General features: G+C 60.6%; 19 protein-coding genes. 6 read left to right on the top strand and 13 right to left on the bottom strand.

The features are described 5' to 3' along the window. Nucleotides 1–164: 164 nt before the first annotated feature. The 4 genes from ACORLH_RS20775 to ACORLH_RS20760 form a co-directional block, all read right to left on the bottom strand. Nucleotides 165–446, bottom strand: coding sequence for a DUF6525 family protein (locus ACORLH_RS20775; protein ID WP_321830244.1), 282 nt, complete (start codon nt 444–446; stop codon nt 165–167). After that, nucleotides 446–1,684 carry a GTP-binding protein gene (locus tag ACORLH_RS20770; protein WP_321830243.1) on the bottom strand — a complete coding sequence of 413 codons (1,239 nt, stop codon included), beginning with the start codon at nt 1,682–1,684 and terminating at the stop codon, nt 446–448. Before ACORLH_RS20770 ends, ACORLH_RS20775 begins: the two co-directional genes overlap by 1 nt. A gap of 107 nt (nt 1,685–1,791) precedes the next feature. Further along, nucleotides 1,792–2,511, bottom strand: a complete 720-nt coding sequence (locus ACORLH_RS20765) for a sterol desaturase family protein (protein WP_321830242.1) — start codon at nt 2,509–2,511, stop codon at nt 1,792–1,794. 76 nt (nt 2,512–2,587) lie between these two features. Then, entirely contained in the window at nt 2,588–2,917 is a 330-nt protein-coding gene (locus tag ACORLH_RS20760) for a metalloregulator ArsR/SmtB family transcription factor (protein ID WP_321830241.1), read from the bottom strand. A gap of 58 nt (nt 2,918–2,975) precedes the next feature. Between ACORLH_RS20760 and ACORLH_RS20755 the strand changes: the two genes are divergently transcribed. Next, entirely contained in the window at nt 2,976–4,334 is a 1,359-nt protein-coding gene (locus tag ACORLH_RS20755) for a pyridoxal phosphate-dependent decarboxylase family protein (RefSeq protein ID WP_321830240.1), read from the top strand. Here the strand turns inward: ACORLH_RS20755 and ACORLH_RS20750 are convergent. Further along, nucleotides 4,288–5,178 carry a LysR family transcriptional regulator gene (locus ACORLH_RS20750; protein WP_321830239.1) on the bottom strand — a complete coding sequence of 297 codons (891 nt, stop codon included), beginning with the start codon at nt 5,176–5,178 and terminating at the stop codon, nt 4,288–4,290. The two genes, ACORLH_RS20755 and ACORLH_RS20750, sit on opposite strands and share 47 nt — an antisense overlap. 99 nt (nt 5,179–5,277) lie before the next feature. On the opposite strand from ACORLH_RS20750, the gene ACORLH_RS20745 reads away from it, so the two are divergent. Continuing rightward, the gene (locus ACORLH_RS20745) at nt 5,278–6,141 is read left to right on the top strand and encodes an NAD(P)-dependent oxidoreductase (protein WP_321830238.1); all 864 of its coding nucleotides are present in this window, start codon (nt 5,278–5,280) and stop codon (nt 6,139–6,141) included. A 61-nt stretch (nt 6,142–6,202) separates the two neighbouring features. Here ACORLH_RS20745 and rpsO read toward each other — a convergent pair whose 3' ends face one another. From rpsO to ACORLH_RS20725, 4 genes are all read right to left on the bottom strand, one after another. Beyond that, nucleotides 6,203–6,472 (bottom strand): 30S ribosomal protein S15, encoded by a 270-nt coding sequence (rpsO, locus tag ACORLH_RS20740; RefSeq protein WP_058242253.1) that lies wholly within the window; start codon nt 6,470–6,472, stop codon nt 6,203–6,205. A gap of 181 nt (nt 6,473–6,653) precedes the next feature. Beyond that, nucleotides 6,654–7,751, bottom strand: a complete 1,098-nt coding sequence (locus ACORLH_RS20735; RefSeq protein WP_321830237.1) for a calcium-binding protein — start codon at nt 7,749–7,751, stop codon at nt 6,654–6,656. Nucleotides 7,752–7,850: 99 nt separating this feature from the next. Next, nucleotides 7,851–8,174 (bottom strand): DUF5665 domain-containing protein, encoded by a 324-nt coding sequence (locus ACORLH_RS20730; RefSeq protein ID WP_321830236.1) that lies wholly within the window; start codon nt 8,172–8,174, stop codon nt 7,851–7,853. Between the two features lie 19 nt (nt 8,175–8,193). Continuing rightward, a complete protein-coding gene (locus tag ACORLH_RS20725; RefSeq protein WP_321830235.1) occupies nt 8,194–8,709 on the bottom strand; it encodes a DUF1643 domain-containing protein in 516 nt (171 codons plus the stop codon). A gap of 182 nt (nt 8,710–8,891) precedes the next feature. On the opposite strand from ACORLH_RS20725, the gene ACORLH_RS20720 reads away from it, so the two are divergent. Continuing rightward, a complete protein-coding gene (locus ACORLH_RS20720; RefSeq protein ID WP_321830234.1) occupies nt 8,892–9,704 on the top strand; it encodes a calcium-binding protein in 813 nt (270 codons plus the stop codon). Nucleotides 9,705–9,818: 114 nt separating this feature from the next. After that, nucleotides 9,819–11,195: a hypothetical protein gene (locus ACORLH_RS20715; protein ID WP_321830233.1), complete on the top strand. Its 1,377-nt coding sequence runs from the start codon at nt 9,819–9,821 to the stop codon at nt 11,193–11,195. 15 nt (nt 11,196–11,210) lie between these two features. Here ACORLH_RS20715 and truB read toward each other — a convergent pair whose 3' ends face one another. The 3 genes from truB to rbfA all read right to left on the bottom strand — a co-directional run bounded on the left by truB (nt 11,211) and on the right by rbfA (nt 13,389). Next, nucleotides 11,211–12,122, bottom strand: a complete 912-nt coding sequence (gene truB, locus ACORLH_RS20710; RefSeq protein WP_321830232.1) for a tRNA pseudouridine(55) synthase TruB — start codon at nt 12,120–12,122, stop codon at nt 11,211–11,213. A 76-nt stretch (nt 12,123–12,198) separates the two neighbouring features. After that, nucleotides 12,199–12,951, bottom strand: coding sequence for a phosphodiester glycosidase family protein (locus tag ACORLH_RS20705; protein WP_321830231.1), 753 nt, complete (start codon nt 12,949–12,951; stop codon nt 12,199–12,201). A gap of 6 nt (nt 12,952–12,957) precedes the next feature. Then, on the bottom strand, nt 12,958–13,389 hold the full coding sequence (rbfA, locus tag ACORLH_RS20700) for a 30S ribosome-binding factor RbfA (protein WP_321832867.1): 432 nt from the start codon (nt 13,387–13,389) through the stop codon (nt 12,958–12,960). 91 nt (nt 13,390–13,480) lie between these two features. Between rbfA and dapB the strand changes: the two genes are divergently transcribed. Further along, nucleotides 13,481–14,290 (top strand): 4-hydroxy-tetrahydrodipicolinate reductase, encoded by an 810-nt coding sequence (dapB, locus tag ACORLH_RS20695; RefSeq protein WP_321830230.1) that lies wholly within the window; start codon nt 13,481–13,483, stop codon nt 14,288–14,290. Nucleotides 14,291–14,385: 95 nt separating this feature from the next. After that, nucleotides 14,386–14,769, top strand: coding sequence for a hypothetical protein (locus ACORLH_RS20690; RefSeq protein ID WP_321830229.1), 384 nt, complete (start codon nt 14,386–14,388; stop codon nt 14,767–14,769). Nucleotides 14,770–14,789: 20 nt separating this feature from the next. On the opposite strand, the gene ACORLH_RS20685 is transcribed toward ACORLH_RS20690, so the two are convergent. Beyond that, complete coding sequence (locus tag ACORLH_RS20685; protein ID WP_058319244.1) at nt 14,790–14,969, bottom strand: DUF1674 domain-containing protein; 180 nt, start codon at nt 14,967–14,969, stop codon at nt 14,790–14,792. Between the last annotated feature and the right edge of the window lie 222 nt (nt 14,970–15,191).

The raw sequence follows: 15,191 nt of genomic DNA, 5'->3' as shown, positions 1-15,191 counted from the left end.
CCTAGTTGGCAGCATCTCGGGCGTATCCCGCGCTGCCTTGTGTAAATGACGGCCCCATTGCCGCCGACCCCATTATCTTCATTCCGAGTGCCAGGGTCCGGGCACAACGTCTCAGATAGCGGGGCCATACATGTTTTTTGTAAGTTTTGAAACAACAATCAGACTCAGGCCGCCCGGGCGCGGTTGAGAGTCGCGGCTTCCAGCCGGTCCAACTGAGCAAGGGCTTCGGCTTGGGTTGCGCCTGTCTGCAAGGCGGTGTTCCAGATGCGTCGGCAGGAGTGTGGCGACCAGGGCAAGACGGCCTGTTGCAGCCAGTGCCGCAGCGCAGGCGGCAGGCTGTCATAATCGCGCATGGGATCGCCACGCCGCTTGCGGCGGCGCAACCCGGTTTGACCCAGGTTGCCACACTTTCGGGCCCGTTTGCCCATCTGTGCATTGCTGGCCATTACTCAGCCGCCTCCGCTTGACGCCAGGGCGGGAACGGGTCCGGCATTTCGGCGTAGTTTGGCAGGGTTTCCAGGGTGGCCTGTTGTACTAGACAGGATTCGAGCTGGGCGCGCAATTTGGGCCAGTCGATGCCAGCACCGATAAAGACCAACTCCTGCCGGCGATCCCCAAATGGTTCGCGCCAGTGGTCCTGCATGTATTTGCGCAGACCTTCGTGGTTCGGCCAGGTGTCCGCCGGGACGGAGGCCCACCAGGTGCCAATCGGGCCAATCGAAGAGAGCGCACCCGCCAATGAAAACTCGGCCACCCATTTGGGGCGGCTTGCGAGCCACATATGACCCTTGGCCCGGATCACACCGGGCAGCGGCCCGTTCAGCAGGTCATGAATCCGGCGCGGATCAAATGGCGCGTGGGCACGAAACACGTAGGAAGCCACGCCGTATTCCTCGGTTTCGGGGACGTGATCCTCAAAGCCGTAAAGCTCCTTTGCCCACATCGGGTGCTCATAGGCGCGGTCAAAGTCAAACAGTCCGGTGTTCAGCAGATCCGCAACCGCGACCTCGGAAAAATCCGTTTCGATGATCTTGGCATCCCCGTTCAGACTGCGGATGATTTGCCGGGCGGCTTTGGTGCGCTCCGGGCCGGCGGCGCTGACTTTGTTCAGCACAACGACATCTGCAAATTCGATCTGGTCGGTCAGCAGATGCACCAGGGTACGGTCATCGCCTTCGCCCGCGGTTTCACCATGGTCAGCCAGAAAATCGTGGCTGGAGTAGTTTTCCAACAGGTTCACCGCATCCACCACGGTGGCCATCGTGTCCAGACGTGCAACGTCGGACAGGCTGCGGCCTTCTTCATCGCGAAAGGCAAAGGAGGTCGCGACGGGAATAGGTTCGGAAATCCCGGAGGACTCGATCAACAGGTAGTCAAATCGTCCGGCCTCAGCCAATTGCCGAACCTCAAGCAACAGATCTTCGCGCAGGGTGCAGCAGATACAGCCGTTGGACATCTCAACGAGGGTTTCGTCGGTATGGCTCAGCGATCCGCTGTCACTGCGCACCAGATCGGCGTCGATGTTCACTTCGGACATATCGTTCACGATGACGGCGATGCGATGGTTGTCGCGGTTGTTGAGCAAACGGTTCAGCAGGGTTGTTTTGCCGGCGCCCAGAAATCCGGAAAGGACGGTGACGGGCAGGCGGGGGTCGGTCGATCTATCGGGCGCTGTATCTGACATGGGGCTCGCTGGATAAAATGTAATAACATAACATTTATAGAATCCAGCGGACCCAAATGACAAGCCCCGCCGTTTCTAGGGCGGGGCAGTGCTGATCTTGGTGGGGTTCAGGCCTCTTTGCGCCTTGTGGGGTGGTCCTTGATGCCGAAAGCCTTGCGCGCGGTGACCAGCCGCAGATCGTCCGGATCCATCCCCATCGAAAGAATCGTTTTGCGGTCAAACCGTTCCTTCGCCGCGCCACGTTCGTATTTGGTGCCAAACAGCCGGTCGATCCATTCCATGCCAAAGCTGACGTGGAACGTGGCCTCGTGATCGTTGAAATGATGACGCAGATGGCTGCGTGTCACCCGCTCGCCAAACCAGCCCTTGGGCACGTTCAGATGCGCAAGCGTGTGGCAGTATTCATAGAAGGTGAATGCAGTCACCGACCCAACGGTCAGCGCCACAAAGGGAAACAGCAGCGCCATCTGCCAGCCAACAAAGGGCCAGAGGATCAGGAAATGCACCACCAGCGATTTGCTGGCAAATTTCACCGGATACCAATGCTGATCACCGGTGAAGAACTCGGGATCATTGGGGAACTCATGATGGCCGATGTGGCTGCGATAAAGCTCATTGAACGGGCTCTGATCGGTTGGTGGTTCCCGGTGCAGCAGAAACCGGTGCATGGCATATTCAACAAAGAACTGCATCACCGCGCCGTAAACCAGGGCCAGCAGCAACCAAGGGGTCCAAAACACCACCAGCGCCACGATCCCGGCGAACCACAGTGGTGCCAACCGGTGCAGCGTGCCCATATTCATCAATACACGTAAGGTCGCGCCCATGATTCAGATCCTCCCGTATCTGTCCTCCACCGATGAGGGTAGCACGCGATTTGGACCTGTCACTGTGGACTTGGCGTCAACTTTGCGCCCGTGCGCCCTGATCAAAACCAGCCGAGAGCGCCTGCAGTTGCCCGGCATCAGCCTTGTAAAACACCCAGTTCTTGATCTTCTTTGAGGTCACCAAACCGGCCGCTTCCAATGCCTTCATATGGCTGGTGACCGTCGGCTGGCTGAGGCCGGTTTTGTCGGTGATGAACCCCACACAGACGCCATCCTTCAGCCGGCACCCATCACGCTGCGGCGGGAAATGCGCCAGCGGGTCCAGCAGCCAATCCATGATCTGAGCACGGTGCGGATTGGCCAAAGCCCGCAAAGCGGGCACCATGTCGACAAATCCGTTGTTCATATAGAGAATCCTCTATATTGATATTTTCCGATATAGATTCGCATTTCAGGACCATGCCATGAATGAGTTAGAGTTACTAGAAGAAGCCGATGCACTGGCGCGTCGCTATGTTGCAGGTGTTGCGGACCAGCCGGTGTTTCCCGATGCGCAGGCGCTGGACGCCCTATCGGCTTTTGCTGAACCGCTACCGGATGAGGGCAAAGGCGCGCTGGACACAGTGCAGATGCTCGACAGGCTCGGCTCCCCGGCAACGGTGGTCAGCAACGGGCCGAACTATTTTGGCTTTGTCATCGGGGCCACCCTGCCGGCCGCCGCTGCGGCAGAACGGATGGTGGGTGCCTGGGATCAATGCGCCTCCTCTTATGACAATGCGCCGGTTGCGGATGTTCTGGAAAAACAGGCCGGTGCCTGGCTGCTGGAGATCCTGGATCTGCCCCGTGAAAGTGCGGTTGCCTTTGGCACCTCTGCCACCGCTTGTGGCCTGAGCGTTCTGGCCGCCGCGCGCGCAACGCTGCTGGCGCGGCAGGGCTGGGATTACAGTGAACAGGGGCTGATCGGCGCGCCTGAGATCAAGGTCATGGTGCCTGCAACCGTTCATGTGACCGTGCGCAAGGCGTTGCAGATCCTTGGGTTTGGCTGGGCCAATGTGGCCAAACTGCCCGTCGATGGGGAGGGGCGCGTGATCCCGGACCAGATGCCAGAGATGGACGACCGCACGATCTTGGTCCTGCAGGCCGGTGAGGTGAACACGGGTGAGTTTGATCGCTTTGCCGAGATCATTCCACGCGCCAAGGCCGCGGGGGCTTGGGTGCATGTGGATGGGGCGTTTGGCCTCTGGGCACGTGCCTCGGCATTGAAAGATCTGACCGACGGGGTGGAGGGCGCGGACAGCTGGACGACGGATGGGCACAAGTGGCTCAACACGCCTTATGACGGGGCGATGGCGATTTGCCGGGATCCGCAGGCTCTGGCGCGGGTGATGAATGCAGATGCGGCCTATTCCACGGCCTCAGCGGATTCCCAAAAGAACCTGACACTGGAGTTTTCGCGCCGGGCGCGCGGCATTCCGATCTGGGCCGCGCTGCGAGCGCTGGGCCGCAACGGCGTGGCCGCGATGGTGGAAAAACATCACGCGCAGGCCGTGCATGTTGGGGAGGGGCTGCGTGCCGCCGGGTTTGAGGTGCTGAACCGTGTGGTCCTTAATCAGGTTCTGGTCCGCGGCCGCAATGATGCGGCGACGGCCGCAATTTTGCAGCAGGCACAGGACAGCGGGCAGGTCTGGTTTGGCGGTACCGTTTGGCAGGGGCGTCCGGCGTTTCGGATCAGCCTGTCGTCCTTCCGGACGGAACAGGAAAACGTGGATCGCTTGATCAATCTGCTGCGGCAGATCGGTCCGGATGGGTCTGCGCGGCGGTGATCCAATCCACAAAGGCGCGCAATTTGGCAGGGACATAGCTGCGCGTCGGGTAAAGGATCCAAGCCGCCGTGTCGAAACCACCGGGGGAGGCTTCGTGGTCTGGGAAAAGGTCAATGAGCGACCCCGCAGCCAGATCCTCCTCCACCATCCAATCGGCCAGCATCGCGATCCCCAAATCCAACAGCGCCGCCCGGCGCAGGGCCAGCGGGTTAGAAATCACGCTGCCCGGGCCCAGCGGAACAGTCATGGGCGGCTTGTCTGATTGGCGGATCCGCCAGTTGGTTTCAAACCCCGGATAGGGCATTTGCAGGCAGCTGTGGTGCTGTAAGTCCAGCGGTAGGTTTGGGCGGCCCTGTTGCGCCAGATAGCCGGGGCTGGCGACCAGATGATAGCGGGTTGCCCGCAGCCGGCGCACCACGTAATCGCCATGGATCGCAGCACCAAAGCGAATGGCCAGATCAATACCTTCGCTGCGCAGATCCACCTGCGTGTCGCTGAGCTGCAGATCCAGTTGTATCTTGGGATAGCGCTGCGCAAAGCCGGACAACCGTGGCAGCAACCAGCGTTCCGCAAATGCGACAGAGGTTGCGACGCGCAGCTTTCCGGTGGGATCTGTCAGCTGATCGCGGGCCGCTTCACCCGCCTGTGTCAGATAGGTTGCCCCGGCTTCTGTCAGCACCAGCCGCCGCGTGGTTCGATCAAACAGACGCACTTGCAACGCCTCTTCCAGCCCGGCGATCTGCCGCGAGACGGAGGAGGGCGCGACATTCAGCTGCCGTGCATAGGCAGCAAACGACCCGGCCGCTGCAACAGCGCGGAAGGTTTCAAGCGTGTCCAGATCCATTGATGCCCTCATTCGTGCAAATCTCGCACGAATGTAGCGCAGTTGTCCTGATTTCCCAAATATGCCGCATCCGCCACGTTCAGCCCTCATCACAGGAGAATGAACATGAAGGTAACGTTTTTAGGTTTGGGCGCGATGGGGCAACGTATGGCCACGCGCCTGCTGGACGCGGGGCATGATGTGACCGTGTGGAACCGCAACACCGCTGTGCGCGACGGCTTTGATGCGCGGGCGGTGAAGGCCGTGACGCCGGCCGATGCAGTGGCGGCGGCTGATGTGGTCTTTGCCATGCTGCGCGATGATGCGGCTTCTACTGATGTGTGGCTTGGGGCAGCGGGGGCGCTTGCCGCGCTGCCGACCGGTGCGGTTGCGGTGGAATGCTCCACCCTCAGCCTCACCCAGGTGCTAAAGCTGCACGCTGCCGCTGCGGAGCGGGGTGTTGCCTTTGTTGATGCGCCAGTCGCCGGATCGCGCCCGCAGGCTGAAGCGGGACAACTGATTTTCCTGCAAGGCGGCGCTGCGGAGGTCATTGCGGCGCTGGATCCGCTGTTTGCCGAGATGGGCGGCAAGAGGCTGCACTGCGGTCCTGCGGGGGCCGGCGCTATGGCGAAACTGGTGGTGAACGCGATGTTTGGCACCCAACTGGCAGCTCTGGCGGAGCTGATGGCGGCAACCAAGGCAAAGGGGTTTGATGCGCAATCGGTTTTGAAGGCGCTGGCGGACACCCCCGTTTGTTCGCCCGCCACCGCTGGGGCAGGTGGTGCGATGTTGGCCGGGCAATGGGCCCCAGCCTTTCCAATCGATCTGGTGGCGAAGGATTTCACCTATGTTGCGCAATCCGGCACCGTGATGCCCCTGGCAGAACAGGTGGCAGAGGTCTACGCGCAAGCCGTGGCCGAAGGGTTTGGCGCCGACAATATCACCGGCATCATTCAGCGCTATGATGGCGCCGCACGTTGCTGAGCAACAAAAAACGCCCGCTCATAAGAGCGGGCGTTCCTTGGATCGGAAAGATCCGAAAACCTTAGCGACGCAGGCCCAGACGTTTGATCAGGTCAGCGTAACGGGCTTCGTCTTTACCCTTCAGGTAGTCCAGCAGCTTACGGCGCTGAGCAACCATCATCAGAAGACCACGGCGGCCGTGGTTGTCTTTTTTGTGGGTTTTGAAGTGCTCGGTCAGGGTCGCGATGCGCGAGGACAGAATAGCAACCTGTACTTCGGGCGAACCGGTGTCGCCTTCTTTGGTTGCGAATTCTTTCATGACGCGTGCTTTTTCTTCAGCAGTGATCGACATCGGGGTTCTCCTAGTTAGAGGGTTCAGGGCACAAGCCGGGATGTCGTCCAGACAAGGTCCTATGGAGGAATCGCCCCGCAAAGCGGAAGCGATGCGCGCTGATAAGGGAAAATCGCCATAAAGGAAAGGGAAATCGTGCGTGCGACCGGGCTGGCGAAGACGCAGATCCGGGCAGGGCAGTTTATGCAACGAATTGGGACTGCGGCACCAGCCGGATATCGGCCTGTTCGGCGGCGCTGACCCCATGCAGCAGTGCAACCTGTTCGCCGTTGATCCAAACGCCCAGATCCTCGGACTCCGTGCCGTCTGGGCGCAGGTCCAAAATCGGTGGGGTGGGATCCTGACTGTCATCAAAAAGCAGCACCAACGTGTCCTCAGCGGTGTCGAAATCCATCACCTCAGCCCCCGTGGTGTCAGCCATCGTGGTCAGCAGGTCCGCCCCGTCGCCGGTGCTGATCACGTCCTGCGTGCCAAAGTCGATGATATCGGCACCGGTTCCACCGTTCAGAAAGTCCTGCGTGCCATCGCCCGCGCCGCTCAGCTGATCGTCGCCAGAGCCACCAAACAGCACATCTGCGCCGGACCCGCCGGTCAGCGTGTCATCCCCCAAGCCGCCAAGCAGCGCATCATCCCCTTCGCCGCCGATCAGTACATCCTGCCCGTCACCGCCCTGCAGGCTGTCATCACCCGCACCGCCATCTAGGGTATCCGCATCCAGATGGCCCGATAGCGTGTCGTCCCCTGCGCCACCTTTCAGCAGGTCGTCCCCATCCTGCCCGTGCAGCTGGTCCGCGTTATCGCCGCCAAGCAGGGTGTCATTGCCGGTATCGCCAAACAACTCATCCTGGCCGGCGCCGCCGTCCACCAGATCGTCACCGCCATAGCCGTTGATTTGGTCATCGCCCGCGAACCCCTCCAGCGCCTCATCCTCGGCAGTGCCGGCGAGGATATCATCCTCTGCGGTGCCGGTCTGTGTGGGGGTGTCATCCACCAGAATGTCGAAACGTTCGGCTTCGGGGGGCGGAGGGCTATCATCTGGGGTGTCGTCCAGCAGTTGGGTCAGCAGATTGTCAGACGGGGTATTCCCGTCTGATCCGCTGTTACCGGCGGGCGTGTCGCCAATCAGCGCGCCCACACGTTGCATCAGGCCAGAAGCCTCGGGGCCAAATCCATCGCCTTCCAGATCGTCAGGTTCATCATCAACCGGCGGCACAGAGGTCAGCCCGACCAGCGCCATACCGGCCATCATTGCACCCACCATGCCTGCCATGATCCACATCGAACCCTACCTCACCACAAGAACCACCAACCCAGTATCAGGATGCCGGAGGCGATACAGTCAGGTCAAAATCAATCGCGGTGCGTGGTTAACGCGGATTTAAGGGTCGGAGGTGATCCCGTTCCCATTGCCAAGCGCGCGTTCAAATTCATCCGACAGGATGACCATCCAGTCGCCGATCAAAGGCAGGAATTCAAACTGCGACAGCCACCAAGCGATCATGGACACGAGGATCGTCGCCCCCATGACCGAGCCGAGGCCAAAGGCCAGCCCGCGCAGGAACTGAAACATCAATAACCGCCAGAGGGAGTTTTGCACCGCAACGAAACGGTGATTGTTGAACCGTTCCACCTCCTCGGCCAGACGTGTCAGCGCTGCGGTCTCGGGCAGCGTTTCAGCCGGGGCAGGGGTGGGATCGGTCATCACAGCTCCTTCAGGGGGATCAGTCGGGGATCTGCCACAACTCTGGCTGTTGGGTGTAGGCGATGTAAAGCGGATGTTTGGGATGGCCCGCCTTGGTCAGGCCAAGGGCATAAATGTCACGGCCGGTGCCGCGCAGCAGTTTGGCCATATGAGCGCCGTGGTTCAGGTGATCGCCATGGCTGCCCCAGGCGGCGATGATCTGATCGGCCCAGTCACACCCTTCCAGAATGGTCTGATCATTGGCTGGCCCGATGGGATCCGCGGCGGCGCGCATGGCGCGGGGATCGGTGTCCCGCCAGGCAAAGATGTTGGTCACCCGAAAGGCGCCAAACCCCAACGCCCGCGCCCGGCGTTCACAGCGTTCCACGGTTGGATCATTCTGCACTTCAGTCGCGGTGGACGGGTTCAGCATCACAAAAAGCGCCTTACGCCCACCCGAATCCCAGGTTCGGGTCAGCTGGTAGCGATACTTCTCGCAGTCAGAGTAGACAGCAGTGGAATGGGCGTCGCCCTTTTGGAATTCGCGTGTGATCATGGCTGTTATTGGCCATATTTCCGACGTTAGTGCAATGCGCTGTACCTTATGGCGCTGCATCTTAGGGCTTTGGTCCTGTTGGCCCTCTGTCAATTGTCGTCAGTTAGATGACTCGGGCTGCTCTTAGGGATGTGCTAAAAACTCTCCATAAGTCGAAAACGACAATTCGTAAGAGGTGTGCAGTGACCTTTCTGATTTTGCTAAGTGCGATGGTGGCCGGTGCGGTAGGTCTGACGGATCTGGATGAGTCCGATCAGGAGGCACAGTCTGACGATGTTGAAACGCCCGAGGTCGAAGGGGACGAGGTTGAGATCATCACTGATCTGGACCTGTATTTGACCGGCGGGCACGGCGATGATGTTCTGGGTGGGGGCACCGGGGACGACACGCTGTTCGGCGCAGAAGGAGCAGATACGCTGAACGGCGGTCATGGGGACGACCTGCTGTTCAGCGGCTCCGATGTTTTGTTTACTGAAGAGTGGAACCATCAGCCGGGCGAAATCAGCCTGACCGACAATGACGGCGACGTGCTGAACGGCGGTGAAGGCAATGACACCCTTTATGTTGGCCCGAACAGCACCGCCACCGGCGGGGAAGGCGACGATCTGTTTGTGGCCTATGCCGACAACTACTTTGGCACCAATGAGGCTGCGGAGATCACCGATTTCACCGCTGGCAAGGACTCGCTGGAAATTGACTTCGCGCTGCATCAGGGCGTCTACACCACCGACTTCAGCACTAAAGATGCTGTTGACACCTTTTTGATGACCCATGACGCGGAAACCGACACCACCGTGGTTGAGCTGGACGGCGATGAGGTGCTGCACCTCAATGGTGATCAGACCGATCTGACGGTTGCCTTCTATGACGCTGAAACCGACGCCGAAGCGCCGGTTTGGCTGGATGTCGAAGGCAATGAGATCAGCGAAGAAGAAGGCGAAGCCGCAGATCTGATCCTGGTGGCCCGCACCCTGGAAGAGATCGCAGGCGCCTGATCCCGCCCCTGTTACCATCAGCCTGAAATCTACTGGAATTCCGGACTATTTGTCAGCCTTGATGCGCCATAGGCTCCGCCTATTGATTTAGGGTATTTGGGGGTTCTGGGGGACATGGGACCACTGTTTATGCTGCTGGCGCTTGGCTCCGCCGCACTTGGCTGGGGTCTGGTGGAGATGCTGGATGATGATGTGGCGGAGGGCACATCAGCCGCTCCGCGTGGTGAGGGGGGTGAGGGTACACCCACTGCCAGCAACGCGGATGAACCAACGGATGAACCAACGGATGAACCACCAGCCGACGCCGGGCCTGTCACCGCCGCGCCAACCTTTGATCTACTGACCCAAGCCATGGCGGTTGAACCGTCACTGCTGATCGCTGAAAGCGGTGTGGCGGATACGGTGACCGGCACCGCCGGTGATGACGTGCTGATTGGCACCGCGGGGGAGGCGGACGTTCTGCTGGGTGGCGCAGGTGATGATATCCTGCATGTCGATTGGCAGAACACGGCCGAAGGTGGCGAGGGGGCCGACCGGTTCTTTGTGCCTTGGGTGCCGGGTGAAGGCACTGTGATCCGCGACTTTAATCCGGCTGAGGATCAGCTGGTTTTGGAAAACGACTATTATTCCATCGCGCTTTACCAGACGCCAGATGGCGCCGGTCTGCGGTTCGTGGATGAAGAGGATATGAGCGTCATCCTGACGCTGGAGGGCGTGACCCTGGAACCGGGGGAGACCCTGGAAGTGATCGAACGCTATGACGGCGAAGATACCCCGCGCAGCTATGCCGCGCCCGAGGATGCGGGCCCCGCGATCATTGACGCGGTGATCGGCGCCAGCGCTGAGGCGGAGGTGATCGAGGGGGACGCGGGCGCGAACCTGATCATTGCGAATGATGTCTTCGCACCAAGCGGCGGCGCAGATACCTTGATCGGGGGCGAGGGCAACGACCGTTTGTTTAGCGGTTCGTCCTTGGGGTTTTACGAAAGCCAATGGAATCATGCCCCCGGTTCTGCCTCGCTCTACGGGTCTGACGACGCTTTGTTTGGCGGCGAAGGCAATGACCAAATGTATATCGGTGCGTCCTCAACCGCGACGGGCGGTGCGGGCGAAGATCAGTTTTTCATGCTTTATGATAACCGTTCCAGCGCTGACGGCTACGCTGAGGTGACCGACTTTGATCCGACCGAAGATCAGCTGATTATCGATTTCCGCGATGACTCTGACGGGGAGGCGGAGGCCGTCCGCACCGGCCTGACGCTCAGCTATGACAGCGCGACGGATGTCACCCGCATTGATATTGCAGGGCAGATCGTTGCGCAGGTCAATGGCGATCAAACCGGCGCCAGCGTCGCAGTGCGCAGGGGGTACTATACCTCGCAACCGCTGGCCTGGCTGGATGTTGCGGGCAACGAGATTGATGCAGCAACGGGGCAGGCTGCGGACATTCAGCTTCTCGGCGGGTCGGATTTTGATCTGTATGGAGTGTAACCGGGTTCGTGGGGTTTAACCCCGCACAAAGACCCGGCTGGGGTGCAATTCACCGGCTTTGAACACGCCGACAGCCACGGCTTCACCGTTCAGGCTGGCCCAGCATTCATCGCCGTATTCCACATCGTTTGCAAACACGATCCCGGGGTTGCCGTTGCGCATCTTGGCGGCGCCCTGTTCGGTGGTTTTCACCTCGGGCAGATCGGCCAGACCTTCCTCCAGCGGCAGCAGATGCTCGTCCAGCGCCGGGGTGCGTTCCATTTCGATCACCTGATCCAGGGTCAGACCATCCTCGGCCTCAAACGGGCCGGACCAGATGCGGCGCAGGTGCAGCACGTGACCGTGGCACCCAAGGGCCGCGCCCAGATCCCGCGCGATGGAACGGACATAACCGCCCTTGCCGCAGGTCATTTCCAGCTCAACATGATCGGCATCGAGCCGGTCTGTCATCACCAGCTCCTCGACCCAGAGGGGTCGGGCGGCGATCTCAAAATCCTCATCCCCGTCACGGGCCAGCTTATAGGCGCGTTCACCGTCGATTTTTACGGCCGAAAACTTGGGCGGCACCTGCATGATGTCTCCAAGGAACCCGCCAAGCGCCTCTTTGATCTGTTCATCCGTCGGGCGCGCGTCGCTTTCTGCGATCACTTCGCCTTCGGCATCGTCGGTGTTGGTCGCCTGACCCAGACGCACCACAAAACGGTAGGCTTTCAGCGCATCGGTGATGAAGGGGACGGTCTTGGTGGCCTCGCCCAGGGCGACGGCCAGCACACCGGTGGCTTCGGGATCAAGGGTGCCCGCATGGCCAGCCTTCTTGGCCTCCAGCGCCCAGCGCACTTTGTTCACCACAGCGGTCGAGGTCATGCCTGCCGGTTTGTCGATAACCAGCCAGCCTGAAATGTCACGTCCCTTGCGCTTGCGACCCATTGTGATCCCCGATGTAGCTTGGATTGATGCGAGGCGCGCCAGTTACCGCAGACGCGGAACTCTGTCAAACATGCGCTCAGTTGCGGGCGCTGCCAAGGGGGACGGTGACACCGATCATTGGCCCTACCGGGAAGCCGATGTCGCGGCGGCCCTCGGCAGGGATGAACACTCGGGATACTTTGCCATCCAGAAACAGCGCATTTGGCAGCTTCAGGTGATCGCGGAACAGGCGGCCGAAATCGTGGAAATTGACCCGCGCGTCCGAAATCGCAAAGACCACGCGCCGCCCGTCGGCGGAGGTGCCCACGCCGTTGCGGATATGACGTGAGGTGCCGCCGGGGATAAACCGCGGATGCAGGGCGCCATCGATCACCAGCATCGGGCCGGATTGCGTTGCAAATCGACAATCCGGACGGGCCGCCGCAAAGGCGCGGCTTTCGATCACATCCGCGCGGCCGTCACGCAGACAGAAGACGCCATTGGGCAGCAGGCCAAAATTGCCCTTGCTGGCCCCGGTCAGCAGTGGCGTTTTCTCAACCCCCTCTTCGATGTAAAGCCCGACCGGGCTGCGGTCGCTGTGATACATGCCACCATTCATCGCAAAGGACAGTTCACGCCCTTCGCCCTCTAGCAGTTGATTGATCCGCGCGTAGTGCCCCAACAGGCCACGGTCATCGCTGTGAAACAGCCGCAGATCCGCGGCAGCTGGATCAGCCTCGCAGATCGTATAGGGGGTCTCCAAATAAGACAGGCGCTGACATTCCAACGCCTGAACAGGGACAGCAAAAAAGGAAAGCGCCAGCGTCAACAGGGAGGCAAGCTGGCGCATTTGGGGTTAGCCCTCATCCTCGGGGGTGTCAGCCTCGCCCGAGTCGGGCTTGTCCAGATCGCGGCGCACATCTTCGCGATTGAGCAGGGCGCGGGTCTCATCCATCCGGTCAAAGGTGGTGTCGACCTTGAAGCGCAGCTCGGGCGCATGTTTCAGGCCGCATTTTTTACCGATGGTGCGGCGCAGCTCCCACTGGTTGCGGGCCAGGATCTTGACCGCTTCGGCCCCGTCCTTGCCACCCAGGGGCAGCACATAACAGGTCGCCACACGTAGGTCCGAGGTGATCTGAACCTCGCCCACGGTGATCGACATACGGTTGAGATCATCATCGTGAATCTCGCCCCGCATCAACAGGTCGGACATCGTCCGGCGGATCAGTTCGCCGACGCGCAATTGCCGGGTGCTGGGCCCGGCGCCATATGAATTTCCTTTGGCCATGGGCTGCATCTAAGGCGTCTTGTCCCCTTTGCCAAGCGGGCAATGCTGGTCTATGCAGACGAAAACCATGTTTTCTAGGAGTTTCAGAACCATGACCAACCTGCCGGGAATCGTCATCACGGGTGCATCGGGCCGTATGGGGCAGATGCTGATCAAAACCGTGTTGGAGAGCGATAAGGCCAAGCTGGTCGGCGTTGTGGAACGCGCAGGCCACGATTGGGTGGGCCGTGATGTGGGTGAATGCATGGGCGGGGCCGCCGTTGGCGTGGCCGTGACCGACGATGCGTTGGAGGCGTTTTCCAAAGCGCAGGCGGTGATTGATTTCACCGCGCCGGAGGCAACGGTTGAATTTGCCGCCTTGGCTGCACAGGCCCGCGCCGTGCATGTCATCGGCACCACCGGCATGGCTGAGGAACACCTGACCAAGGTAAACGCCGCCGCCCGCCACGCCACAGTGATCCGCGCCGGCAATATGTCACTGGGTGTGAACCTGCTGGTGCAGCTGACCAAAAAGGTTGCTGCGGCCTTGGATGAAGATTTCGACATCGAGGTGATCGAAGCCCACCACAACAAAAAGGTCGATGCACCTTCCGGCACTGCACTGATGCTGGGCGAGGCTGCGGCTGAAGGCCGGGGTGTAAACCTAGAAGACGTGCGCGATTCGGGGCGTGACGGCATCACTGGCGCCCGCAAGAAGGGTGACATCGGCTTCACCGCGATCCGTGGTGGCGACATTGTGGGTGAACACGATGTGCTGTTTGCCGCGGCGGGTGAGCGCATTGTGCTGCGTCATCTGGCGACGGATCGCGCGATCTTTGCCCGCGGTGCGCTGAAGGCGGCGCTTTGGGGGCAGGGCAAGGCCCCGGGTGAATACGATATGATTGACGTTCTGGGCCTCTGACCCAAAGTCGGATCCAAAGGCAGTGACCGCGCAGTAGTGAGTCGGTACGGATCTTGCAGATCGCCCGGCGACCTGAGATCAACCACGGCTGACCCATGCTGCGCACCACTATTTTCCTGCTGTCCTTCTCCGCCCTTGCGACCCTTGTGATGCCTCCGCTGCAACCCGCGCAGGCTGAGGGGTTCTTTACCATGAAGGACCGCAGCGATTTCCTGCAGCAGATGCAGGGGAAATATATCAGCCAGTCCGGCCTGTGGATGCGGTTTGACGATCTGGGGCAGGTCAAAGGCCGGGTCTGGGGCCGGCCGTTGCTGGGCAACTGGCAGTGGAAAGACGGCCAGCTGTGTACGCGGATCTTCCACGGCACTATTGATCAGGGTGATTTCTGCGGCGTGGTGCGTTCTAGCGGTGCGACGCTTTACATCGTGCCGGACAAAGGGCGCGGTGAGCGTCAGCGCTATAATATCAAAGCGGACTGAACCCTGAGGGCAGGCGACGGTCAGAAATCGACCGCGATGCCCTTCTTCTCCCAATCGCCATAGCGGACGGGTTCTGGCCCGTCGCGGCCGCCCAGCTCCTTGGGCAGCGCTTCTGCCTCAGCGGCCTTCTTGCGACGCTCTTCTGCCTCGGCCAGCGCGCGTTGGGCGGCTGGGGGCAGATTTTTCTCAATCTCGCTCATTCATGTGTCCTTTCTAAGGAACTGTAGCGCTGATATACGCCCCTCACGCGCCAAGGCAAAGAGGCCGAAGGATCATCATATGCCCAAACCCGACCAAAACCGCCGCTCCGGTAAGCCTCAGGGCAAATCGCGCAAACCGCAAGGTCGCCCTCAAGGCCGTCCACACGGCAAGCCGCAGCAACGTGCAGGTGGCAAACCACAGGGGGATGCGTCTGAGCGGCC

It is taken from the genome of Thalassovita sp. (assembly GCF_963691685.1).
Taxonomy (GTDB): domain Bacteria; phylum Pseudomonadota; class Alphaproteobacteria; order Rhodobacterales; family Rhodobacteraceae; genus Thalassobius.
Note: the sequence above shows the minus strand (reverse complement) of the source record. Positions and strands in the feature narration are given on the sequence as shown.